Consider the following 22,146-nt stretch of genomic DNA (forward strand, 5'->3'; position numbering starts at 1 on the left):
GTCAGGACCCCTGATTCCGGTGGTAGGGAACGATCAGCGGGTTTCCGGCGGTGTACGGGCTGGGCAGTTGACCTATCGTCCGGCCCCACCGCATCTCCAGTTCGGTCAGCTTGCCTTCGAACCGGGTGCCGGTGAACATGGCCGCGTCGATCCGGCTGAGCGTGAGGTCGAAGATGCCGGTCAGGTTCACGTAGTCTCCGCGGACCCAGTTCTCGATGGTCTCCTTCGGGAACGGATAGGTCGACAGGTAACTCAGCGACCGCGTCATCGAGGGCCCGGCGTCGGCGAGCGATTTCAGTACCGGGCCGACGTCGTCGAGTTCCCTGACGACATTGTCCTTGCTCCGGTTCACCGCATCGGCCGCCAACTCGCTGAACTCCCCGAACTCGGCGAACGCCTCCGTCAGATCCCCACGCTCGTCGTTGATCACCGCCAACGCGTCCGGAATGGTCTGCAGCGCCTTGTCGACGACGGGTTTCTGGGCGGCGAACTGCCCGCTCACCGCGTTCAGGCTGTCGGTGGCCGCGATGATGTCGTGCTTCTGGCCGTCGAGCTCCCCGACGAAGAGGTTGAGCTGCTCCAGGAAGCTGCGCATGTCCTGTTCACGGCCCTTGAAGGCAGTACTGAAGGCCCGGGTGATGTCGTGGACCTGGCCCAGACCGCCGCCGTTGAACAGCATGGACACCGCGGCCAGCGTCTGCTCGGTGGTCGGGTAGCTGGCATCGTTCTCCAGTGGAATCAGAGATCCGTTCTGCAGCTTGCCCTTCGGCTCCTCATCGACCGGTGGTGCGAGTTCGATGTGCAACGTGCCCAGCAGGCTGGTCTGGCCGATCTTGACCGTTGCGTTCGCGGGCAGTTCCACGTTGCCGTTGAGCGTCATGGTGACCAGCGCATGCCAGCCCTGCCGTTCGATGTTGCTGACGTTGCCGACCGTGACGTCGCCCACCCGAACCCGGGAATTCCGCTCCAGGTTGGTGACCTGAGGCAATTGGGCCTGCACCTGGAAGGCACCGGGGCCGCCCCCTTCGGTACCGGGCAGTGGCAGCGAGTTCACGCCCCGCCAGCCGCACCCTGACAGTCCCACGGCCAGGACCAGCAGCGTCGCCGCCACGGCGGATCGAGGCATCCGGCCGGTCATGAGCCCGCTCCGGCAGGAACCATCAGTCCGGGCAGTCCCGCCGCAGGATCGGTCGGAGGCGGTCCGGGCTGTGCGGCCTCGGCGGTGGTGTCACTCTCGGCGGCCGGCGGTACGCTCGCCGGCGGCTCGGGACGGAAATCGGGCCGCAGCCAATCCTCGCTGTGAGTCACCTCGTTCGGCCGCGCCATGGTGCCCACGAACGGGTTGAGACCGATCGGCGGGAAGTTGTACTGACGGTTCTTCACTATCGGCGCCAGATACTGGACGCACAACTTCGCCGACTGCTCGGCATTGAGACGAGACGCCGCCTGCAGCGCTCCACACAGGAAAGAGATGGGGTTGGCGAAGTTGTTGGCGGCCAGGATCCCGGTGGCTGCGGCATTGCCGGGCTGGAAGATGTTCACGAAGTTCTGCAGCCCGTTGGGCAGGACGTGTAGAGCCTGCTTGACGTCCCCGAGGCTCTCGTCGACGGCGGTCGTGATCGAGGCGAGCTTGTCCGATGATGTACCCAGCGCCTCGCGGTTCTCGGCCACGAAGCCCTGGACGTCATCGGCAGCGGTGTAGATGTCGCTGATGGCCTGCCCGAATTCATCGTGGTCGTTGGCCAGGACCGACGTGACGGTGGCCAGGTTCCGGTTGAGCTGACCCATCAGATCCGTACTCGATTTCAGGGCGGTCACCAGGATCGACAGATTCCGCATCGTGTCGAAGATGTCGGTGCTGTGATCACCGAGCGCCGAAAACGCCTGCGCCAGTTTACTCAACGTATCGCGGATGTCGGCGCCCTGGCCGCGCAGGTTGTTTGCGGCGGTGTTGATGAAACCGCCGAGCGGGCTCACCCCGTCTGCCCCGGTCGGCTGCAGGGTATCGGTCAGGGTCTCGAGCTGTTCACGAAAGTCGTCCCACTCCACCGGAACCGCGGTGCGATCCTCCGGAATCACCCCGTTGTCCGGGAATTCCGGTCCCCCGGTGAATACCGGGGTCAGTTGGATGGCGCGCGCCGAAACCAGCTGTGGCGATATGATCACCGCCTGTACGTCGGCCGGAACCTTGTACTTGGAACTCACCCAGAAGCTGATCTTCGCTCGGTCGGGTTGCGGTTCGATGGTGTCGATCTTGCCGACCGGGACACCCAGCATCCGTATCTCATCCCCGGGAAAGATGCCGTTGCTGTTCGCGAAATAGGCCACCACATGGGTGCGCCCGACCGTCGGCACCATCCGTATCGCCACGACCACGCCGGCAACCACGGACACCACCACGGCGATCGCCAGCGCGGCCCGAAGATTCATGGTGCGCCCACTCATTGTTGTGCTCCGTCGTTCGGGGTCTGCGCCTGCGCGTCCGGCAGTGTCGCCGGCGGCCCGGGCGGCGGACCGCCCGGCGCGGGGGCGGGCAGCGGCTCGCGATAGGGATAGCGAGGATCGCCCGGATTACCGGTGATCGCGTCGGGCACCGTGAGTCTGGGCTCACCACCCTGCCCGGTCCGCGGGAAGGGGATGGGCAGCGCCGGGGTTGCCTTCTGGCCCACCTGGGGGTCGATCCGTTCGGTGGGCAGCAGAACGTTCGGATCCAATCCCAGATCAGAGAACGCCGCGTCGACAAACGGCTGAATGAACTGGCCGGGTAGCACATTGGCCAGGATCGCCTTGAAGTACGGGCCCGAGGCCACCGATTCGCCCAGCGACATGGCGTAGGAGTTCAGCAACTTGATGGCCTTCTGGATCCGTTCCTTGCGGCCCTCCACGATCGCGAGGGCACCGTTGAACTTGTCCAGCGCCGGCCGCAGTGTCTCCCGGTTGTCGGCGACCAGTCCCGAAACCTGCTGGGACAACGCGGAGATGTCGCCGGAGAAGCGGTCCAGGGCGGAGCTCTGGGTCCGCAGCTGTGCAAGCAGGACATTGGAATCGGTGATCAGGCCGACCACCTGGTCGGTGCGTTCGGCGAGGATGCCGGTCACGCTGTTGGCGTTCTCCAGGAGCCCGCGTAGCTGCGCATCCCGCTCGTTGAGGGTCTGTGAGAAGCGGGCCGCGCCCGCGACGGCCGCCTGCAGGTCGGGCGCGGTGTTCTGGAATGTCTGGGCCAGCGTCGTCAGCGATTCGTTGAGCTGGTCGGTGTGCAGCCCACCGATGGTGTCGGCCAGATCGCCGAGGGCGTCCGGCAATTGGTATGCCGACGTGGTGCGGTCCAACGGTATGGGTCCGGAGAGATCGCCGTCCCCGCGTGGGGTGATCTCCAGAATCTTGGCTCCGAGCAGACTCTTGGTCTTCACCGCGGCTTCGGCGCGGTCGCCCAGATCGACGCCGTTGTCCACCTTGAACGTGACCACCACACTGGTGCCGTCCAGGTCGACCCCCTCGACCTCACCCACCCGCAGGCCGGCCACCTGCACTGCGGCGCCGGTCTTCAGTCCGCCCGCTTCGGCGAAGTACGCCGAGTGCTCGGTGCCGGTGTCGAAGAAAGGTAACCGCTTGTACTGCAGTGCCGCCACCGTCACCGCGGCTGCCAACGCCACACCGACCACCCCGATGATCGCCGGATTGCGTTCGGAGAAGTGTTTCATTTCGGTGCACACCGTCCCGTGTTCTGACTGGCGAGTTTGACGTAGACAGGCTGGCCGCCCTTGCCATTGACCTTGAGCAGCAGATCGCAGATGTAGTACGAGAAGTAGTCGCCGTGCATGCCCTGCCGAGCCAGGCGCTGGTAGGCGTCGGGCAGTGTGTTGAGCAGGTTGTCGACGTACTCATGATCGGCGACGACCAGGCCGCTCACTCGATCCGACTGCGAGACCACGGTTTTCAATGGTTCCCGGGCCTGGCTGAGCATGTCGGCCACAGACCCGGAGACGGCGCTCGTGTACCTGATGGCATCGCTGATGTCGGTCTTGCGGTCGGCAAGGCCTTCGACCAGCTCCGACAGCGAGTCCACGGCCTTGGCGAACTGGTCACCCTGATCGCCCAGCGAGCCCAGCACCGAATCGAGATTGCCGATGACCTGGCCGATCAGGGCGTCACGGTCGGCCAGTGTGTCGGTCAGGGTCGCGGTCTGGGCAAGGAACGAACTGATGGTCGCCCCCTGATCCTGGAACGCGTCGATCAACTGCCCGGTGAGCAGATTCACCTGTTCGGGATCGAGCGCACGGAACAGCGGACGAAACCCGCCGATCAGAGCGTCGAGGTCCAGAGCCGGTTCGGTGCGGTCCTGCGGGATCACCTGTCCTGGCGCGAGTCGCTGAACGGGCCCGGCGCCTTCGCGCAGTTCCAGGAAGCGTCCGCCGATCGGGTTGTCGTAACGCACAGCTGCTTCCGAGCCCTCGGTCAGGATCACCGTGTCGTCTGCGCTGAATTCGACCACCGCCAGACGCTGGTCGTTGAGGGTGATGTTCTTCACCTTGCCGACCTCGACGCCCGCGATACGGACGAAGTCACCCGCCTGCAGGCCACTCACATTCGTGAAGTCGGCGCGGTAGGTGTTCTCCTTCTGGAAACGGAGCTGCGCGAAGATCGTCAACAGCGCGAAGGTACCGAGCAGGCAGACCACCACGAAGAGTCCCAGGCGCCAGATCACGCCACTGAGCTTGTCTCTCACCGCGTCATCCCTCTGTCGGTCATTCCGTCACGCTCGGAGGTGAAACTGGCTGCGGAGGTCCGGGGTTCGGTCCCGGGCCGGTTCCGTAGGGCGGCGGGGGGTTCGGTACACCCGGCACCGGGGGCGGTGGCGCCCCGTGCGGCGGGCCGGCCCACAGCGGTGCCCCGTCCGGACCGAACAGCGGGGCGCCGTAGGGCGGTGCGCCCGGATAGGGCACCGGACCGATGGCAGGCGGTCCGTCGCCCCGGACGCTGGGCGGCTCGGGCACCGCACGTGTCGCAGGCAGCCAGTTGACCCAGTACGGGCTGCCGATCCCCGGGTTGGGGCGGATGTCGACGCCGGTTCCCCACCCGGTGTTGGTCACCAGCTGGCGCACCGGGAAGTTCAGGTGGGTGTAGGGCAGTGATCCGCACCCGGGCTTGCCGTCCGGGCCGCCCTTCGCCGCGACGATGGGCAGGTGCTCCGGGAACTTGTATGGGTCCTTACCGAAGTGCAGTGCGGCATCGGCGATCTCGGTCCGCCCATTTCCACCGAATGCTCGGTAGCCGCCGTTGTCGAGGAAGAACTTGGTGCCCACCAGCAGACAGGTGTAGCTGGGGTTGTACTTCAACAGCAGATCTGTCGTCGGCTCGAGGATGTTGACCGCGTTGACGAAGTTCTCCTTGTTGGGCTCCAAGAACTCCGTTGCGCTTCTGGCGAAACCGATCACACTGAGCAGCAGTGCATCCAGTTCTGCAGCCTTGTCGGTGATGGTCACGCTGGTGGTGCTCGCGGCATCCATGGTCGACACGATGTCCTGGGCGGCTGCTGAATACGTATCACCGAAGGCGCTCAGGGACCGGAAGTTCTCCGCAACCTGCCCCATCCGCGGGTTGACGGCGAGCAGCACCTCATTGGCGGCGGTGGTCGCCTCGCCGATGCGTTCCCCGTGGCCTCGCACACCCTCGGCGAAGGCGCCGAGGACCGCGTTCAGCTTCGCCGGGTCGATCCGGTCCAGCACGCCCATCAGACTCTGGAACACCGTGTTGACCTCGGTGCTGACGTTGCGAGAGTGCAGTACCGCACCCGACACGAGTCCCTTCGGACTGGGATCCTCCGGCGGGATCAGCTCCACGTACTTGGCGCCGAAGGCCGTCGTCGCGCGGATCTCCGCCAGCACGTTGGACGGGATCGCGGAGGCCTGGTCGGGAAAGATGTCCAGCTTGAGGCTCACCGGGTGCCGGCCGCCCTCGATGCCGGCCACCCGGCCGACCTGAACACCGAGCATCTTGACCTTCGCCCCGGACTCCATGACGAGGCCGGCACGGTCCGAGGTCAGCGTGACCGGGACAAAGGTGCGGAAGGTTCCCGCGAACAGGCCGGCGCTGAGCAGGACCACGGCGGTCACCACCACGACCAGGAACACCGACCACAGGGCGGGGTGCACCCGCGCGTACAGACTCTTGTTGTTCATCGTCATTAACCCGAGAGGTTGAAGTTGCCGGATTGCCCATAGATGGCCAGCGAGACCAGCAGCACCGCCAGTGCCGAAGCGACCAAGGAGGTGCGCACCGCGCGCCCGACGGCCTCACCCACCCCGGCCGGGCCACCGGCGGCGGTGAACCCGTAGTAGGTGTGGACCAGCATGATGACCACGGCCATCGTGACAGCGAGGAAGAAGGACCAGATCAGGTCGGTCGGACTGAGGAAGGTGTTGAAGTAGTGGTCATACACACCCGAGGACTGCCCGTAGACAGAGGTCGTGCCGAACCGCGCCGCAAAGAACGACATCAGGATCGCCACGCAGTACAACGGGATCACCACGATGATTCCGGCGATCACCCGGGTGGAGGCCAGGTAGGCGACCGACTGGATGCCCATCACTTCCAGGGCGTCGATCTCCTCGTTGATCCGCATCGCCCCCAGTTGGGCGGTGGCGCCGGCCCCGATGGTCGCCGCCAGCCCGATCCCCGCGGTGAGCGGGGCGATCAACCGCACGTTGAAGTACGCCGAGGCGAAGCCGGTCAGTGCTTCCACGCCGACCTGCGAGAACTGGTTGTAGCCCTGCACGGCCACCAGAGCGCCGGTGGTCAGGGTCAAAAACCCGACGATCACCACGGTTCCGCCGATCACCGCCAACGCCCCGGTGCCCAGACCCATCTGAGCGATCAGGCGCAGCAGCTCTGTTCGGTAGCGACGGAACACCTCGGCGGTCGAAACCAATGTCTCGACGAAGAACTGGGTCTGTACACCGAGCTTGAGCCAACCGCCATACCACCGGCGCACGCGTCGTTCGAGGCGCGGAAACATGGTCCGCACAGCCGTCTGCGTCACAGGGTCGCCTCCACACTCACGGTGCTTGCCAGGATGTTGATCGCGAACAGTGCGACGAATGTGTACACCACGGTCTCGTTCACCGCGTTGCCCACACCGGCCGGTCCGCCTTGAACGGAAGTTCCCTTGTAACAAGCGATCAGACCGGCCGCCAGACCGAACAGGCCGGCCTTTATGAGCGCCGTCACCACGTCTGCGAGGCCGGTGATGATCGTCATACCACCCGCGAATGCCCCCGGTGTCACATCCTGGACGAACACCGAGAAGAAGAATCCGCCGGCGATACCGACGAGGATGACGACCGAGGACAACAGCACCGCCACGAAGGTGGCGGCCAGCACCCTGGGGACCACCAGCGCCTGGATCGGATCGATGCCCATCACCCGCAGCGCGTCGAGTTCCTCACGGATCGTTCGGGCGCCTAGGTCCGCACACATGGCGGTGGCCCCCGCACCTGCGATCACCAGTACCGTCACCACGGGGCCCAGCTGGGTGACGGTGCCATACGCCGCACCGGTGCCCGAATAGTCGCCGGCGCCGAACTCGATCAACAGGATGTTGAAGGTGAAAACCAGCAGCACGGTGAACGGGATCGACAGCATCAATGTCGGGAGCAGCGAAACCCTTGCCACGAACCATGACTGGGTGAGGAACTCTCGCCAGGCGAACGGCGGCTTGAACATCTGCACGAATGTGTCCACGGACATCGCAAAGAAGGCACCGATCCCGCGGAACGGCCTCAGCAGATCATCTGTCGCGATCATCTGTGTCCCTCTTCGAATTCTGTCGAGTTTGTCCGGCGATCTGCGTACCCGCATGTCATCGAATACTGTTGTTGCACTTGCGGAATAACACGGAGGCTACCCCGCATTCGCAGCAACGGTCAATAGCTGTATTGACCGTTGCTGTAGCGAACTGTTCGCAAGCTCAACGGATGCGCCGTCGTTTCCTGTTCCACGGGTCAGCCACCGCGCGGAAGATATCGCACCCTCGGCATAGGTCACCGAACGTATTGAATGTCAGTTGATTTCAGAACAGATCAATGTCATCCCCACCGGCTGGGTGAGGGCGGATCGGGAGGTCGGCGACTGCCGACCGGGTAAGACGTTGTGAAGCAGGATATTTCCAGAGACCGAGCCGGCCGATCGGCGGTGGGGGGGTGCCGACCGGCCGGCTTCGGAGTTTCCGGCAGGAGACTAGCTGCTGGCGGCCTGAGCCGCCGCGGGGGCGGCGCTTGCCAGCCCATCTCCTACTTGCAGAACCAACTTGCCGGTGTTGGCACCGTCGAAGAGCATGTTCATGGTGCGTCCGTACGCCTCGATGCCGCCGGTCTCCACCTGTTCGTGAGTGACCACGTCGCCACGCCGAATCCAGTGCCCGAGCGCGGCATAGGCCTCCGGATAGCGCCGGGCGAAGTCGAAGACGATGAAGCCGGTCAACGACGCACGCTTCATCAGCAGCTGCATGTACCGCGACGGCCCCGGCTGCGGGTCGGTGGCGTTGTAGGAGGAAATACCGCCGCACAGCGCGATTCGGGCGCCGCGACGCAGATGGCCCAACGCGGACTCGAGGACCTCACCGCCGACATTGTCGAAGTACACGTCGATACCTTTGGGCGCCGCAGCCCTGAGGGCCTTTCCGATCGATCCGGCCTTGTAATCGATGGCGACGTCGTAACCGAGTTCCTCGGTGAGCCAGGCACACTTCTCCGGCCCGCCCGCGACGCCGATCACCCGGCAACCCGATAGCTTGGCAATCTGTCCGGCAATGCTGCCGACCGCGCCCGCCGCACCCGAGATCAGCACGGTGTCACCGGGTTTCATCTTTCCGACATCGAGCAGACCGAAGTAGGCGGTCAGACCCGGGAAACCCAGGGCGCCCAACCAGGCCGGGGCCGGGGCCAGCGACTCGTCGACGTGCAGGACATCGTGGCGCCCGTCGGACACCGCATATTCACAGACGCCGAACATACCGGATACCGTCTGCCCCACTTCGTATTCCGGATGGCGCGACGCGTGCACGCGGCCAACGGCATGGGCCCGCATCACGGCCCCGATCTCCACCGGTTCCACATAGGTCGGAACTTCTCCGATCCAGCCACGCATGGCCGGGTCGAGGGAAATGTACTCCACGCGAACCACGAACTCGCCGTCACCGGGCTCGGGAATCGGCTCTGTGGTGATCTCCCAGGTGGAATCGTCGGCTCGGCCCACCGGGCGCTTTGCCAATCGGACTTGTTTGTTCACTTTGTCTCCGTGAGGGTATGGATGTTCGAGCCGCCGCGATGAGCCACGCCGGCTGATGAAAGGCTGAGCGCGGTTACGCGCTGGGTGTCACCGGCTGATCGGGGTTGGGACGGCCCAGCGCCCGCGCCATCACCCGGTGCATCTCGGTGACCGTGGGCTCGTTCTCACCCACCAGCAGACTGTCCCGCAGGCCGCTGCGGATCGCCTTGTTGATCCCGGGCACCTGTCCGTAGTCTTCTTCCTCCACAGCCGTCCGCGTGACCTGTTGGAACGGCTCCACCATCGCCCGCTCGTCGTCGGTCATGAAGGCCGGGACCATCGTCCGGTAGTGCGTGATCTGATCGTGCGGCTGATGCCCGGGGAACAGCCGGTTGATGAATCGGATGCCGATGAAATCGGGGGCCGTGATCACGGTGTTCGGGTACAGGTAGAGCACCGTGTTGTAGGGCGCATACTGCAACCCGTCGAGCACTGCGTCGACATCCTCGGCCTCGGCCATCTGCACGACTTCGTTCATCGACCAGGTGGTCCGGAAGTGGCGGCCGTCCGGGCCGAACGCATCATGGGTGGACACGTTGCCGATGAAGGCCGCCGCCAGGGTCTTGGCGTGCACGACCTTGACGTGATAGCTCTCCAGGTAACCGCACAGCGCCAGTTTCCAGTTCACCTCGTGCGGCAAGGTGCGTTCGTCGGCCACCTTGAAGGTGTCGAGATTGCACAGCGCCAGCTGCGGCGCGAAATCGCCGAGGAAGGCGTCGATATCCATCTCGCCCTGGGCATCGAGCATCACGAAGATCAGTCCGTAGCGCTCCGCGCACGGCAGCTCCACCAGACCGTTGTCACACAGTTCGACCTTGCCGAACTTGCCGGGCTGGGTCACCGACTTCAATTCACCGTTCGGCGCGTAGGTCCACGCGTGGTACGAACAGCTGATCCGCTTACCGACCTCGCCGGCACCTTCGAGCAGACGTGCTCCACGGTGCGAACAGGAGTTCAGGAAGGCCTTGACCGACCCGTCGTCCTGACGGACCAGCAGAACCGGTACATCGAACAACATCTCGGTGCGATACGACCGCGGACCCGCCAGTTCACCGGACGTTGCGGCGACCAACGGCACCGTGTGCATCAACGCCCGCTCCGCTGCGGCCAGTTCCGGATCCAGATACTCACTGGCGGGTATCACGCGCACCCCATCGGGGTGGGCATCTGTGGTGCCCGCCCGCACGTGCTCAATATGGCGCAGGGTCAGCGCGCGCCGCGTCTCAGCCGCAAATTCGCCGGTACTCATTGTGGACTCGATCGTCATGCCCAGCGACGCTACCGCCATCCAGCAACATTCGTCAATACTGGTATTGACACTACTCCGAGCGAGTTGCAGGGTTCGCAGAAGCCGCTGTGGTTCACAGGTATCACACGGTTGCCCAGCCCGGACGGGAACGGATGTTTCAACCAATGGAGAAATTTCTGGCAGCTGCGCGCACGGTCGCGCGATGCGGCGGCGGGTATGGTGGCGTTGGCGGCCGACTTCGGGTCCGGCGCCCGCGGGCCGCGGAACGCGCAACCGCGCCCGCCAGGCCGTCGATGTCCGACTTCCATTGCGCCGCAGTGGAGATCGTGGGATCACACACGGGGCAAGGGGACGCCGTATGCACGGCGACCGGCATCGTGTGTGAACGGTTGTCCGACACATCGGCGGCGTGCCGACGCAGTCTTCGATCGCTACGACACGGGGTGGCGACGTGACGCCGGGTGACCGCGGCCAAGACGTCTGACGCCGGCGGGTGTCCCCGCGGTGGCGTCGCGGTGGAACGCCGAGGTGGCGGCCCTCGCCGGCGGCAACGGCAGCCCGCGTGGACCCGAGTGCCAGCAATCGCCGGGCGCGGCAGACCCCAGGTGGGCCGCAGAACCCGACGTCGCCGCGAGCCGGCTTCTGGGCAGCAAGGCGCGAGCGCCGGCGACGAGGCGCGGGCGTCCCTGAGATGAGCGGTGCGCGGCGAGGCGTCGGTGGACGTGTCGGCCCACTGCCGGCGACGGCATGGAAGCACCGTGTCCGGCATCACACCCATCGGCCCGGGCGTGCGGTCGGAAGGGGTGAAAAAAAGCGGCTCCCGGGCGTGTTTCACATGCCGCGGGAGCCGTCTCACCTGTCTGAGTGCGCCCGAAGGGATTCGAACCCCTAACCTTCTGATCCGTAGTCAGATGCTCTATCCGTTGAGCTACGGGCGCTTGGGTGAAGCTTGTCGAACTATTCAGTTATGCAGCGGAGGCGAGAGGATTTGAACCTCCGGTCCGCTTTAAGGCGGACAACTCATTAGCAGTGAGTCCCATTCGGCCGCTCTGGCACGCCTCCTGAACGATCTGAGGGTACCGGACCCCCGGAACCGCCGAGCGCAAAGATTACACAGGCCGGGCGGTCAAAGGCAAAGCGCGACATCGGAGGCCTTTGTGAGCACCCCTAGAATGGCTGGGTGACCGCCCGTCTGCGACCCGAGCTGGCCGATCTGCCGGCCTACACGCCGGGACGCACTGTGCCCGGCGCCATCAAGATCGCGAGCAATGAGACCGTGCACGGTCCGCTGCCCAGCGTGCTGGAGGCCATCGCCGCCTCCGCCGAGACCATCAACCGGTATCCGGACAACGGCTACCGCGATCTGCGGGAGCGCCTCGCCAAGCACGTCGACTTCGCCCCGGAGAACATCTCGGTGGGCTCCGGATCGGTGAGCCTGTGCCAGCAGCTCATCCAGATCACCTCGACGGTCGGCGACGAGGTGATCTTCGGTTGGCGCAGTTTCGAGATCTACCCGCTGCAGGTCCGCACCGCCGGGGCCACCCCCGTCGCGGTGCCGCTCAAGGACCACGTGCACGACCTGGACGCAATGGCCGCCGCGATCACCGAACGCACCCGGCTGATCTTCGTCTGCAACCCGAACAACCCGACCTCCACGGTGGTCGACCCCGCCGCCCTGCAGGCGTTCGTCGAGTCGGTGCCCTCCGACATCCTGGTCGTCATCGACGAGGCCTACGTCGAGTACATCCGGGACGGCCTGCTGCCGGACAGCCTCGGTCTGGTCCGCAAGCACCCGAACGTCGTCGTGCTGCGCACCTTCTCCAAGGCGTACGGGTTGGCCGGGCTGCGCATCGGCTACGCGGTGGCCGATCCGGGCATCGTCACCGCGCTGGGCAAGGTGTACGTCCCGTTCACCGCCACCACCATCTCCCAGGCCGCGGCCATCGCCTCGCTGGACGCCGCCGACGAACTGCTGGTCCGCACCGACGCCGTCGTCGCCGAGCGCGCCCGGGTCAGCGCCGCACTGGCCGAGGCCGGTTACGAGTTGCCGCCCTCGCAGGCCAACTTCGTCTGGCTGCCCCTGCCCGGCCGGAGCGCCGAATTCACCAACGCCGCGGCCGACGACAGACTGCTGGTGCGCCCCTACGGGGAGGACGGGGTGCGGGTGACGGTGGCCGCCGAGCACGAGAACGACGCGTTCCTGGCATTCGCCCGGAAATGGATCGGCCAGTGATCCGGGCCGGGGTGGCCGCCGCGACCGGACTGGTGGCGCTGGGTCTGTTGACCGGCTGTGGGCGCACCACCGAGGGCACGGTGGCCCAGACCACCGAGCCGGGGCCGCCGCTGTCCTCGGCGCCCAGCCGACCCGGGTCGCCGGGCCTGCCCACCTTCCCCGGGCTGCCCGAGATCACCATCCCGAACTTCCCGATGCCCGGCCAGCAGCCCGACGTGCCGGATGTGCCCGCCCCTCCGAACGCGCTGACGATGAAGTGCACCGAGTTCAACAAGCTCGATGCGGCCACCAAGAAGGCGGTCGTCAACGCGATCCTGGAAGGTGAGCAGTCGATTCTGGGCCCTGAGAACGTCGACATCGCCCGATCGCTGGCGGAGGCGGTCTGCCAGTTCCTGACCGGCGCCACGGTCCGGGAGGTGCTGCTCGGCGGCCCCGTTCCGTAGCGGGTTAGCCTGGCGCCATGGCATACGAATCCGTCACCGTGGACATCGCCGACCATGTCGCCCGGGTGACCCTGATCGGCCCTGGCAAGGGCAACGCGATGGGTCCGGCGTTCTGGGCGGAGATGCCCGATGTGTTCGGCACCCTGGACGCCGACCCGGAGGTGCGCGCCATCGTGCTGACCGGTTCTGGCCGGAATTTCAGCTACGGGTTGGACCTGGTGACGATGGGCGCCAGCCTGCCGGGCCTGGACTCCGGCGCCAAGGGCCGGTTGGACTTCCACAAGATGATCGCCAAGATGCAGGGCGCCATCAGTGCGGTCGCCGACTGCCGCACCCCCACCATCGCCGCTATCCAGGGCTGGTGCATCGGCGGCGGCGTCGACCTGATCAGCGCCGTGGACATCCGCTATGCCAGCGCCGACGCCAAGTTCTCGGTGCGCGAGGTGAAGCTGGCCATCGTCGCCGACGTCGGCTCGCTGGCCCGGCTGCCGCTCATCCTGTCCGATGGCCACCTGCGTGAACTCGCCCTGACCGGCAAGGACATCGACGCGGCGCGCGCCGAGAAGATCGGTCTGGTCAACGACGTGTACGCCGACGCCGACGCCACGCTGGCGGCCGCGCACGAGACCGCGGCAGAGATCGCGGCCAACCCGCCGCTGACCGTGCACGGCGTCAAGGACGTGCTCGATCAGCAGCGCATCGGCCGGGTGTCGGAGAGCCTGCGTTATGTGGCGGCGTGGAACTCGGCGTTCCTGCCGTCCAAGGATCTGGGCGAGGCGGTCACCGCGATGTTCCAGAAGCGCCCGCCCCAGTTCACCGGGGAATAGCCCCGCTGTTTGGGCGCCCGTCAGCCCTGCGCCGCCTTCAGTTGCGCCAGCAACTGAAGGGACAGGAACGTCATCGGGCCCTTGTCCTCGAACCGGTCTGACACATTGCCGGCGATCCCGCCCTGCACGGCCAGCTCGCCGATCAGGTCCAGCTTGAGCTGCGGGCTGCCTTCGGTGAAGTCGAGGTCCGCGAGGTCCACCCACACGATGTTGGGCCGGGTGGTGGACTCGTAGACGTAGCGCTTGTTGGTCAGGTCCAGCACGACCTGCCAAATAGTCTGCGACGCATCGGGTTTGCCGGGGTCCGGGATGCGGAACGGCTGCGCCGCGTTCCGGATCACCGACATCATCCCGGCGATCGCCTCGACCTGCCCGCCCGGCTTGGGCAACCGGCTCACGTAGTAGCTGGCCCGGGCGAACCGGTCGGTGGCCAGCGTCGACCCGGGCAGCGGGGCGGACCCGCCGAGCCCGTCGAACGACTTCACCAGTTCCAACTGCTGGTCGAAGGTCGGCGAATTGGTCATCACCCGGTAGTCGCGGTCGTGGTAGATCTTCGCCTTGCCGTCGATGTACTCGATGATCGCCGAGTCCCCGGTGGCGTCGTCGAGCGCCAGGTGGATGGCCGGCGGCTTACCGCCGGTGGGATCGTCCATCTGGACCACCTGCAGATCGGTCTGCTCGACCCAGGCCACCGCATCGGCGACCGTCGCGAAGTTGTCCAGGAAGTACTGCAGCCAGATCGCCTGGCTCAGCTGGGTGCGGTCGGGATCCGGTGTGCCGAAGGTGGATTCGGCGAGCCAGAGCACGTGTCCGGCCAGTCCGGCCTCGTTGATGCCGTCCACCGAGATGATGTCGAAGGCGGTGGCGATCACGCTGCCGTACTTCGAGGTCCACTGCAGCTTGCCGCTCACACCGTCATCGCGGGTGACGCCGCGCGGCTGCTTCCACAGGTTGGTCATCAGGTCCTTGTGGAAGTCCATGTTTCGTCCCACCAGAACCGCGTCGCCGGCGTCCGGCCAGATCACTCGGGTGCACACGCGCAACAGCCTAGCCGTGCCACCACGGGAATCATGGCGGTGGCGGAGGGATTTGAACCCCCGGACGGTGTTAGCCGTCTCTCGCTTTCAAGGCGAGTGCATTAGGCCGCTCTGCCACGCCACCGCGGAACAGCCTAAGCGGTCTACACCCGTCCGATTTTGGCGGGCCGACCATTGGCCTGCAGCCCAGCGCTGATCCGGCGGCAGTTCTCCCCCGTCGCGGTGATCTGCGAGCGGGACAGCCGGCCCAGATAGTGGCTGCGCACCCCGGCGCTGTAGGTCTGCCTGGCCTCGGCCAGCAGGGCCCGCCCCTCGTCGGTGATGATGGCCAGTACGCCGCGACGGTCGTCCGGGCTGGCGACCCGGTTGACCAACTGCAGCTTTTCCAATCGATGGATCTGCCGGGTCACCCGACTGGGCAGGGACATCAGTCCCTCGGCAAGATCCCCCATCCGCGCCGATCCACTGTCCGAGGTGTCCAGAATGTCGAGCAGGCGGACATCATTGAGAGCCAGGCCGTGGCTATCCACCAAGGACCTGTTCAAAGTCGCGTATAAACGTAACGCCGAGTCCAGAAAATTTTGCCAAGATTTCTGCTCAGCGATATCCAAGCCTGGCATGGTGCTTGCCGTTCGGCCACCGATGATCGCTTCCATGGCCAAATCTTAAGGTCGGACCGCATAGTAGCGTGAGCCGAATGCGGGCCATTTTTGCAGTTTCAACCGAACGTATGACATGGCAAGAAGTTCCCGACGTCGCAGCTCACGCGGGTGAAGTTGTGATCAAGGTGGTTGCCGCGGGAGTGAATCGGGCCGACCTGCTACAAGCCGGAGGTAGCTACCCGCCGCCGCCCGGCGCCAGCGAGACCCTCGGCCTGGAGGTCTCCGGGACGATCGCCGAGGTTGGGCCGGGCGTCGCCGGCTGGACCGTGGGTCAACCGGTGTGCGCTTTGCTGGCAGGCGGTGGTTACGCCGAGTTCGTCGCGGTGCCGGCGGCCCAGCTGATGCCCGTTCCCGACGGTGTCGGGCTGGTTGAGGCGGCCGCCCTGCCCGAGGTGGCGTGCACGGTGTGGTCCAACCTGATGATGACCGCGCGGCTGCAGCCCGGCGCATTACTGCTGATCCACGGCGGGGCGAGCGGCATCGGCACCCACGCCATCCAACTGGCGCGCGCCTTGGGCACCCGGGTCGCGGTCACCGCCGGCTCCGCGGAGAAGCTCGCGGTGTGCTCGGATCTGGGCGCGGAGATTCTCATCAATTACCGCGACGAGGACTTCGCCGAAAAGGTGCGCGGAGCGGGTGGCGCCGATGTGATCTTCGACATCATCGGCGCCAAATACCTGGACCGGAACATCGATGCGCTGGCCGACGGCGGCCGTCTGGTGATCATCGGCATGCAGGGCGGAGTGAAGGCCGAACTGAACATCGGCAAGTTGCTCGGCAAACGTGCCGGGGTGATGGCGACCGCCCTGCGGTCCCGGCCGGTCGACGGTCCGGACGGTAAGGGCGCGATCGTCGATCAGGTGAAGGCCAATGTGTGGCCGCTGATCGCCGAGGGGAAGATCCGGCCCATCATCGGAGCCGAACTGCCGATCGAGCGGGCCGCGGAGGCCCACCAGCTGCTGCGCGACAGCGCCGTCACCGGCAAGGTGCTCCTGCGCGTCGGCTGACCACGCCCGATTGCCCTGCTAGCCCAGGGACGCCAGCACCCGCACCAGCTGGTCGACCTCGGCCGCAGTCGAGTAGTGCGACAGACCCACCGTGATCGCGCCGCCGATGTCGTCGACGCCGAGCGCGTCCAGCACGCGGGAGTGCTCACTGCGTCCGACCAGCACCCCGTTGTCGGCCAGTCGCTGCATGACCCGCTCGGCGGGCACCCCGTCCACGACCAGGCTCAGCACCGGGATGCGTTCGGCCGGGCTGCCCAGCACCAGCACCCGCGGCAGCGAGCGCAGCGAGGACAGCAGGTAGGTGAACAGCCGGTCCAGGTAGAGCGCAGCCGATTCCATCGACACCGCGAGACGTTCCCGGCGGGACCCGGACGCCGCCTCGTCCAGGTTGGCGAGGTACTCGACGCTGGCGACCACGCCGCCGAGCAGGCCGTACTGGTGGATCCCGGTCTCCAGCCGGGCCGGCCCACGCGCGTGCGGGTCCAGCGACACCGAACTGAACTGCGCGATGACGGCCGGATCGCGGAACACCAGCGCGCCGATCGGGGGGCCACCCCAGGTGACCGCGTTCAGGGCGACCACATCGGCGTCGATGTCGTCGATGTCGATCATCCGGTAGGGCGCCGCGGCCGAATGATCGACGATCACCAGACCGTTGTTCTCGTGCACCAGCTTGGTCACCGGCGTCAGATCGGTGATGGTGCCCAGCGTCGCCGAGGCCGAGGTGATCGCCGCCAGCCTGGTCGGCGGGGTGATCAGGCCCTCCCACTGCCAGGACGGCAGTTCGCCGGACTCGATGTCCACCTCGGCCCATTTGACCTTGGCGCCGTACCGGTTCGCCGCGCGCAGCCACGGCGCGATGTTGGCCTCGTCGTCGAGGCGGGAGAGCACGATCTCGTAGCCCAGGCCGACCCGCACCGAGGCGGCGTCGGCCAGCGAGGTCAGCAGCACGGCACGATCGGCGCCGAGCACCACACCGTCGGGATCGGCCCCGACGAAGTCGGCGATCGCCTGCCGGGCCGCGGCCAGCACCGTCGCGCTGCGCCGGGCCGATGGGTGCGGACCCGTCGTGATCGGCTTGGAGCCACGGAACGCGGTCGAGACCGTGGTGGCCACCGAGTCGGGCAGCAACATCCCGTTCTGCGCGTCGAGGTGCACCCAGCCGTCGCCCAGCGAGGGGTGCAGCCCCCGCACCCGGGCAACGTCGTACGCCATGTCAGCCACCTTAGAACGTCCGCGAATCGCACAGACGAACACGCATTGGTCAAGGATCCGGCCGCCCCACGCGGAGGGGCCTTGATCGCATCGGCAGCCATACTAATGCAGCGGGCCCGACCACCGGGGTGCGAATTGCCCTGTTGCTGGTGGTGCAGCACACCGGTCGTCCGCGGGTCGGTGACGCCGGACGGACTAGTGTCGCTAGACAGCTCACGGTCGTGGACGAAGATCTATGACAACGGGACGACAGGAAAGCAATGACGATCAACCCCGATGATGACGACAACGTCGAGATCCTGACCGGCGATGCGGCCCAAGAGGCCGCCGCCGACGACGACAAGGCGCTGACCGACCTGATCGAACAGCCTGCCAAGGTGATGCGGATCGGGACGATGATCAAGCAGCTGCTCGAGGAGGTGCGGGCGGCGCCGCTGGACGAGGCGAGCCGCAGCAAGCTGGCGCAGATTCACAGCAGCAGCATCCGCGAGCTCGAGGAGGGCCTGGCCCCCGAACTGCGCGAGGAGCTGGAGCGGCTGACGCTGCCGTTCAGCGACGAGTCGGTGCCCAGCGAGGCGGAGCTGCGCATCGCGCAGGCCCAGCTGGTGGGCTGGCTGGAGGGCCTGTTCCACGGCATCCAGACCGCGTTGTTCGCTCAGCAGATGGCCGCCCGCGCCCAGCTGGAGCAGATGCGTCAGCTGCCGCCGGGGATGGTCCCGCCCGGACAACGCGGCCCGGGGCATCCGGGGACCGGGCAGTACCTGTAGCCGCCCGTGTCGAACGAACCATTCATCTCCACCGAGAACGCCTGGGTGGAGTTCCCGATCTTCGATGCCAAGTCACGGTCGCTGAAGAAGGCGTTCCTCGGCAAGGCCGGTGGCACGATCGGCCGCAACGAATCCAACGTCGTGGTCATCGAGGCATTGCGCGACATCACCATGTCCCTGCAGATGGGCGACCGGGTCGGGTTGGTCGGCCACAACGGCGCCGGCAAGTCGACGTTGCTGCGGCTGCTCTCGGGCATCTACGAGCCCACCCGCGGATCGGCCACCGTGCGGGGCCGGGTGGCGCCGGTGTTCGATCTCGGGGTCGGGATGGACCCGGAGATCTCGGGGTTCGAGAACATCATCATCCGCGGCCTGTTCCTCGGCCAGACCCGCAAGCAGATGATGGCCAAGGTCGACGAGATCGCCGACTTCACCGAGCTCGGCGACTATCTGTCGATGCCGCTGCGCACCTACTCCACCGGCATGCGGGTGCGGCTGGCGATGGGCGTGGTCACCAGCATCGACCCGGAGATCCTGCTGCTCGACGAGGGCATCGGCGCGGTCGACGCGGAGTTCATGAAGAAGGCCCGTACCCGGCTGCAGAGTCTGGTGGCCCGCTCCGGAATCCTGGTGTTCGCAAGCCATTCCAACGAGTTCCTGGCCCAGCTGTGCAAGACGGCGATGTGGGTGGATCACGGCACCATCAAGATGACCGGCGGCATCGAGGAGGTCGTCGGCGCCTACGAGGGCCCGGATGCGGCCCGGCACGTGCGTGAGGTGCTCGCCGAGAACGCCCGTGACGATGCCTGAGCAGGTGGCCGATGAGCGCTCCCGCGAAGAGCACGTAACCGCGGTCGTCGTCACCCACCGCCGGGTGGGCGAACTGTCCGTCTCACTGCAGGCGGTGTGCGGCCAGACCCGCCCGCCCGATCACCTGATCGTCGTCGACAATGACGACGATCCGGCCGTGCGCGAGCTGGTGGCCGGCCAGCCGGTTGCGTCAACCTACCTGGGTTCGCGCCGGAACCTCGGTGGCGCAGGCGGTTTCGCACTCGGCATGCTGCACGCCCTGAGCCTCGGGGCGGACTGGGTGTGGCTGGCCGACGATGACGGGCGCCCCGCCGACCCGAGCGTACTGGCCACCTTGTTGGCCTGCGCGGCAGAGCATTCGCTGTCCGAGGTGTCACCCATGGTGTGCGATCTCGACGATCCCAGCCGGTTGGCGTTCCCACTGCGGCGCGGCCTGGCCTGGCGCCGGCACGTCGCCGAACTGCGTGTCGACGGCGCCGGTGACCTGCTGCCCGGCATCGCCTCGCTGTTCAACGGTGCGCTGTTTCGCGCCGAGGCCCTGGAATCGGTCGGCGTGCCCGATCTGCGGTTGTTCATCCGCGGCGACGAGGTCGACGTGCACCGCCGGCTGGTGCTGTCCGGTCTGCGGTTCGGCACCTGCCTGGAGGCGGTGTACCTGCATCCGCAGGGGTCCGACGAGTTCAAGCCGATCCTCGGCGGCCGCATGCACACGCAGTACCCGTCCGACGAGGCCAAACGGTTCTACACCTACCGCAATCGCGGATACCTGCAGGCGCAGCGGGGATTACGGCGCCTCATTCCGCAGGAGTGGCTGCGGTTCGGCTGGTTCTTCCTGGTGACCCGCCGCGACCCGGCGGGGTTGCGCGACTGGCTGCGACTACGACGGTTGGGTAGGCAGGAGAAGTTCGAGAGGTTCAGACGAGCATGACGATTCTTGACGCCGCGGCGCAGTCCAAGACCATGACCCGCGCCTGGGGCGATCTGCGCGACGGGTTCAACAAGCGCGAGCTGTGGCTACACCTGGGCTGGCAGGACATCAAGCAGCGTTACCGGCGTTCGGTGCTGGGGCCCTTCTGGATCACCATCGCCACCGGCACCATGGCGGTCGCGCTCGGTGGGCTGTACTCGAAGCTGTTCAAGTTGGAGCTATCCGAGCATCTGCCCTATGTCACGCTCGGCCTGATCATCTGGAACCTGATCAACGCGGCCATCATCGAGGGTGCCGACGTGTTCGTCGCCAACGAGGGCTTGATCAAACAGCTGCCCACACCGCTGAGTGTGCACGTCTACCGGCTGGTGTGGCGTCAGGTCCTTTTGTTCGCGCACAACATCATCATCTTCGTGATCATCGCGATCATCTTCCCGCAGCACTGGACGTGGGCCTCGCTGGCCTTCATCCCGGCGCTGGCGCTGATCGTCGCCAATTGCGTATGGGTGGCACTGGTTTTCGGCATTCTGGCGACCCGCTACCGCGATATCAGCCCGCTGCTGTTCAGCCTGGTCCAGCTGCTCTTCTACATGACGCCGATCATCTGGAACGACGCCACGCTGCGCCAGCAGGGCGCCGAGGGCTGGGCGAAGATCATCGAGTTCAACCCGCTGCTGCACTATGTGGACATCGTGCGGGCGCCGCTGCTGGGCGCCGATCAGGAACTGCGGCACTGGATCGTGGTGCTGGTCTGCACGACCGTGGGCTGGATCTGTGCCGCGTTCGCCATGCGCCAGTACCGGGCACGGGTGCCGTACTGGGTGTGATCGCCTAACGTGCTGTCGGTGGGCATCTCGCTGACTGCACCGGACGGCACCGAACTCGTCGCCGAAGTCACCGGGTCGGGTCCGCCGGTCGTCTTCGTGCACGGCTCCAACGGCGGGCTGGACTCGTGGGCCGACATCGGCGACCGGCTGACCGGTCATCAGGTGGTGCGATACGCCCGCCGCAACCATCCGCCCAGCGGGACCGGGCCGGCGCCGAACAGTTTCGCCGTCGAGGCCGGCGATCTGCAGTCGGTGCTCGACACCGTCGGACGTGCGCACGTGGTGGGCGGCTCCTACGGGGCCACCGTCGCGCTGCACGCCGCGCTGGCCGATGCCGGTCGCATCGCGTCGCTGGCGTTGTTCGAGCCGCCATTGCTGCAGTCGGGTCCGCGGCTGGCGCCGATCATCGAGCAGTACCAGCGGCTCTACGTCACCGTCCGCTACGCCGACGCGCTCGAACTGTTCCTGCGGGACGCTGCGCGGATGCCGGCCGAGCTCATCGCCCAGGGTGCACCGATCCCGGACGATCCGGTGGCGGCCATGTCCGCGCTGGCCGATCTGGAGGCGATGGCCGGCGACACCGACGATGTCGGCCGGTGGGGCGGCATCGACGTCCCGGTCCTGCTGATGCAGGGCGGGCTCAGTTGGCCGCCGCTGCCGGAGGGGATGGATCTGCTGGCCGCGGCGCTGCCGCGTGCCCAGCGGGTGATCTGGCCCGATCAGTCGCATTTCGCGACCGCCACCGCCCCGGAGCTGGTGGCCGCGGCGCTGCAGACATTCCTCGATTCACTTGTCGGGTCCTAGACATACAAATCGA

21 protein-coding genes, 3 tRNA genes and 1 pseudogene are annotated in these 22,146 nt (G+C 66.4%); 10 read left to right on the plus strand and 15 right to left on the minus strand.

What is annotated here, in order from left to right; translation table 11 throughout:
• Window position 1: 1 nt before the first annotated feature.
• The 11 genes from K0O62_RS27390 to K0O62_RS27440 all read right to left on the minus strand — a co-directional run bounded on the left by K0O62_RS27390 (window position 2) and on the right by K0O62_RS27440 (window position 11,635).
• Window positions 2-1,126, minus strand: coding sequence for an MCE family protein (locus tag K0O62_RS27390; RefSeq protein ID WP_165636999.1), 1,125 nt, complete (start codon window positions 1,124-1,126; stop codon window positions 2-4).
• Window positions 1,127-1,134: 8 nt separating this feature from the next.
• A complete protein-coding gene (locus K0O62_RS27395) occupies window positions 1,135-2,445 on the minus strand; it encodes an MCE family protein (protein ID WP_073857275.1) in 1,311 nt (436 codons plus the stop codon).
• Window positions 2,442-3,701, minus strand: a complete 1,260-nt coding sequence (locus K0O62_RS27400) for an MCE family protein (protein ID WP_079244281.1) — start codon at window positions 3,699-3,701, stop codon at window positions 2,442-2,444. Before K0O62_RS27400 ends, K0O62_RS27395 begins: the two co-directional genes overlap by 4 nt.
• Window positions 3,698-4,726: a virulence factor Mce family protein gene (locus tag K0O62_RS27405; RefSeq protein ID WP_073857277.1), complete on the minus strand. Its 1,029-nt coding sequence runs from the start codon at window positions 4,724-4,726 to the stop codon at window positions 3,698-3,700. The genes K0O62_RS27400 and K0O62_RS27405 overlap by 4 nt, the downstream gene beginning before the upstream one ends.
• Before the next feature lie 19 nt (window positions 4,727-4,745).
• On the minus strand, window positions 4,746-6,179 hold the full coding sequence (locus K0O62_RS27410) for an MCE family protein (protein ID WP_073857374.1): 1,434 nt from the start codon (window positions 6,177-6,179) through the stop codon (window positions 4,746-4,748).
• Window positions 6,180-6,184: 5 nt separating this feature from the next.
• The gene (locus K0O62_RS27415; protein ID WP_073857375.1) at window positions 6,185-7,015 is read right to left on the minus strand and encodes an ABC transporter permease; all 831 of its coding nucleotides are present in this window, start codon (window positions 7,013-7,015) and stop codon (window positions 6,185-6,187) included.
• 20 nt (window positions 7,016-7,035) lie between these two features.
• Window positions 7,036-7,803: an MlaE family ABC transporter permease gene (locus K0O62_RS27420; RefSeq protein WP_073857278.1), complete on the minus strand. Its 768-nt coding sequence runs from the start codon at window positions 7,801-7,803 to the stop codon at window positions 7,036-7,038.
• Window positions 7,804-8,235: 432 nt separating this feature from the next.
• On the minus strand, window positions 8,236-9,285 hold the full coding sequence (locus K0O62_RS27425) for an NADP-dependent oxidoreductase (RefSeq protein WP_073857279.1): 1,050 nt from the start codon (window positions 9,283-9,285) through the stop codon (window positions 8,236-8,238).
• 73 nt (window positions 9,286-9,358) lie between these two features.
• Entirely contained in the window at window positions 9,359-10,591 is a 1,233-nt protein-coding gene (locus K0O62_RS27430; RefSeq protein WP_165637000.1) for an aromatic ring-hydroxylating oxygenase subunit alpha, read from the minus strand.
• Between the two features lie 847 nt (window positions 10,592-11,438).
• A tRNA-Arg gene (locus K0O62_RS27435) sits at window positions 11,439-11,511 on the minus strand.
• A gap of 35 nt (window positions 11,512-11,546) precedes the next feature.
• Window positions 11,547-11,635 (minus strand) — tRNA-Ser (locus K0O62_RS27440).
• A 118-nt stretch (window positions 11,636-11,753) separates the two neighbouring features.
• On the opposite strand from K0O62_RS27440, the gene hisC reads away from it, so the two are divergent.
• Genes hisC through K0O62_RS27455 form a run of 3 tightly spaced genes read left to right on the plus strand, consistent with a single transcriptional unit; the run spans window position 11,754 to window position 14,076 of the window.
• Window positions 11,754-12,806 carry a histidinol-phosphate transaminase gene (gene hisC, locus K0O62_RS27445; RefSeq protein WP_073857281.1) on the plus strand — a complete coding sequence of 351 codons (1,053 nt, stop codon included), beginning with the start codon at window positions 11,754-11,756 and terminating at the stop codon, window positions 12,804-12,806.
• Window positions 12,791-13,249, plus strand: a complete 459-nt coding sequence (locus K0O62_RS27450) for a hypothetical protein (protein ID WP_073857282.1) — start codon at window positions 12,791-12,793, stop codon at window positions 13,247-13,249. Before hisC ends, K0O62_RS27450 begins: the two co-directional genes overlap by 16 nt.
• A gap of 17 nt (window positions 13,250-13,266) precedes the next feature.
• The gene (locus K0O62_RS27455) at window positions 13,267-14,076 is read left to right on the plus strand and encodes a crotonase/enoyl-CoA hydratase family protein (protein WP_073857283.1); all 810 of its coding nucleotides are present in this window, start codon (window positions 13,267-13,269) and stop codon (window positions 14,074-14,076) included.
• 20 nt (window positions 14,077-14,096) lie between these two features.
• Here K0O62_RS27455 and K0O62_RS27460 read toward each other — a convergent pair whose 3' ends face one another.
• The 3 genes from K0O62_RS27460 to K0O62_RS27470 form a co-directional block, all read right to left on the minus strand.
• Complete coding sequence (locus tag K0O62_RS27460) at window positions 14,097-15,113, minus strand: bile salt hydrolase (protein WP_073857284.1); 1,017 nt, start codon at window positions 15,111-15,113, stop codon at window positions 14,097-14,099.
• Between the two features lie 34 nt (window positions 15,114-15,147).
• Window positions 15,148-15,237 (minus strand) — tRNA-Ser (locus K0O62_RS27465).
• A gap of 19 nt (window positions 15,238-15,256) precedes the next feature.
• A complete protein-coding gene (locus tag K0O62_RS27470; protein WP_073857285.1) occupies window positions 15,257-15,769 on the minus strand; it encodes a MarR family winged helix-turn-helix transcriptional regulator in 513 nt (170 codons plus the stop codon).
• Window positions 15,770-15,810: 41 nt separating this feature from the next.
• Between K0O62_RS27470 and K0O62_RS27475 the strand changes: the two genes are divergently transcribed.
• A complete protein-coding gene (locus tag K0O62_RS27475) occupies window positions 15,811-16,782 on the plus strand; it encodes an NAD(P)H-quinone oxidoreductase (protein WP_073857286.1) in 972 nt (323 codons plus the stop codon).
• 18 nt (window positions 16,783-16,800) lie between these two features.
• Here K0O62_RS27475 and K0O62_RS27480 read toward each other — a convergent pair whose 3' ends face one another.
• Window positions 16,801-17,997 carry a cysteine desulfurase-like protein gene (locus K0O62_RS27480; protein WP_073857287.1) on the minus strand — a complete coding sequence of 399 codons (1,197 nt, stop codon included), beginning with the start codon at window positions 17,995-17,997 and terminating at the stop codon, window positions 16,801-16,803.
• A 156-nt stretch (window positions 17,998-18,153) separates the two neighbouring features.
• On the opposite strand from K0O62_RS27480, the pseudogene K0O62_RS29110 reads away from it, so the two are divergent.
• The 6 genes and pseudogenes from K0O62_RS29110 to K0O62_RS27505 form a co-directional block, all read left to right on the plus strand.
• Window positions 18,154-18,261, plus strand: a pseudogene (locus tag K0O62_RS29110) (hypothetical protein); the annotation flags it as partial.
• Window positions 18,258-18,764 (plus strand): bacterial proteasome activator family protein, encoded by a 507-nt coding sequence (locus K0O62_RS27485; RefSeq protein ID WP_073857288.1) that lies wholly within the window; start codon window positions 18,258-18,260, stop codon window positions 18,762-18,764. The pseudogene K0O62_RS29110 and the gene K0O62_RS27485, both read left to right, overlap by 4 nt.
• 6 nt (window positions 18,765-18,770) lie before the next feature.
• Window positions 18,771-19,574 (plus strand): galactan export ABC transporter ATP-binding subunit Wzt/RfbE, encoded by an 804-nt coding sequence (gene wzt, locus K0O62_RS27490; protein WP_073857289.1) that lies wholly within the window; start codon window positions 18,771-18,773, stop codon window positions 19,572-19,574.
• The gene (gene glfT1, locus K0O62_RS27495) at window positions 19,567-20,502 is read left to right on the plus strand and encodes a galactofuranosyltransferase GlfT1 (RefSeq protein WP_073857290.1); all 936 of its coding nucleotides are present in this window, start codon (window positions 19,567-19,569) and stop codon (window positions 20,500-20,502) included. Before wzt ends, glfT1 begins: the two co-directional genes overlap by 8 nt.
• Window positions 20,499-21,329, plus strand: a complete 831-nt coding sequence (gene wzm / locus K0O62_RS27500) for a galactan export ABC transporter permease subunit Wzm/RfbD (RefSeq protein ID WP_073857291.1) — start codon at window positions 20,499-20,501, stop codon at window positions 21,327-21,329. Before glfT1 ends, wzm begins: the two co-directional genes overlap by 4 nt.
• 18 nt (window positions 21,330-21,347) lie before the next feature.
• Entirely contained in the window at window positions 21,348-22,133 is a 786-nt protein-coding gene (locus tag K0O62_RS27505; RefSeq protein WP_073857376.1) for an alpha/beta fold hydrolase, read from the plus strand.
• Window positions 22,134-22,146: the final 13 nt, after the last annotated feature.

It is taken from the genome of Mycolicibacterium diernhoferi, assembly GCF_019456655.1.
In the GTDB taxonomy this organism is placed as follows: Bacteria; Actinomycetota; Actinomycetes; order Mycobacteriales; family Mycobacteriaceae; genus Mycobacterium; species Mycobacterium diernhoferi.

Coding starts and splice junctions, on each gene's coding strand:
- K0O62_RS27390 (WP_165636999.1), bottom strand. CDS start 1,126: ATGCCTCGATCCGCCGTGGCGGCGACGCTGCTGGTCCTGGCCGTGGGA.
- K0O62_RS27395 (WP_073857275.1), bottom strand. CDS start 2,445: ATGAGTGGGCGCACCATGAATCTTCGGGCCGCGCTGGCGATCGCCGTG.
- K0O62_RS27400 (WP_079244281.1), bottom strand. CDS start 3,701: ATGAAACACTTCTCCGAACGCAATCCGGCGATCATCGGGGTGGTCGGT.
- K0O62_RS27410 (WP_073857374.1), bottom strand. CDS start 6,179: ATGAACAACAAGAGTCTGTACGCGCGGGTGCACCCCGCCCTGTGGTCG.
- K0O62_RS27415 (WP_073857375.1), bottom strand. CDS start 7,015: ATGTTTCCGCGCCTCGAACGACGCGTGCGCCGGTGGTATGGCGGTTGG.
- K0O62_RS27420 (WP_073857278.1), bottom strand. CDS start 7,803: ATGATCGCGACAGATGATCTGCTGAGGCCGTTCCGCGGGATCGGTGCC.
- K0O62_RS27430 (WP_165637000.1), bottom strand. CDS start 10,591: ATGACGATCGAGTCCACAATGAGTACCGGCGAATTTGCGGCTGAGACG.
- K0O62_RS27450 (WP_073857282.1), top strand. CDS start 12,791: ATGGATCGGCCAGTGATCCGGGCCGGGGTGGCCGCCGCGACCGGACTG.
- K0O62_RS27455 (WP_073857283.1), top strand. CDS start 13,267: ATGGCATACGAATCCGTCACCGTGGACATCGCCGACCATGTCGCCCGG.
- K0O62_RS27470 (WP_073857285.1), bottom strand. CDS start 15,769: ATGGAAGCGATCATCGGTGGCCGAACGGCAAGCACCATGCCAGGCTTG.
- K0O62_RS27475 (WP_073857286.1), top strand. CDS start 15,811: ATGCGGGCCATTTTTGCAGTTTCAACCGAACGTATGACATGGCAAGAA.
- K0O62_RS27480 (WP_073857287.1), bottom strand. CDS start 17,997: ATGGCGTACGACGTTGCCCGGGTGCGGGGGCTGCACCCCTCGCTGGGC.
- K0O62_RS27485 (WP_073857288.1), top strand. CDS start 18,258: ATGACGATCAACCCCGATGATGACGACAACGTCGAGATCCTGACCGGC.
- glfT1 (WP_073857290.1), top strand. CDS start 19,567: ATGCCTGAGCAGGTGGCCGATGAGCGCTCCCGCGAAGAGCACGTAACC.
- wzm (WP_073857291.1), top strand. CDS start 20,499: ATGACGATTCTTGACGCCGCGGCGCAGTCCAAGACCATGACCCGCGCC.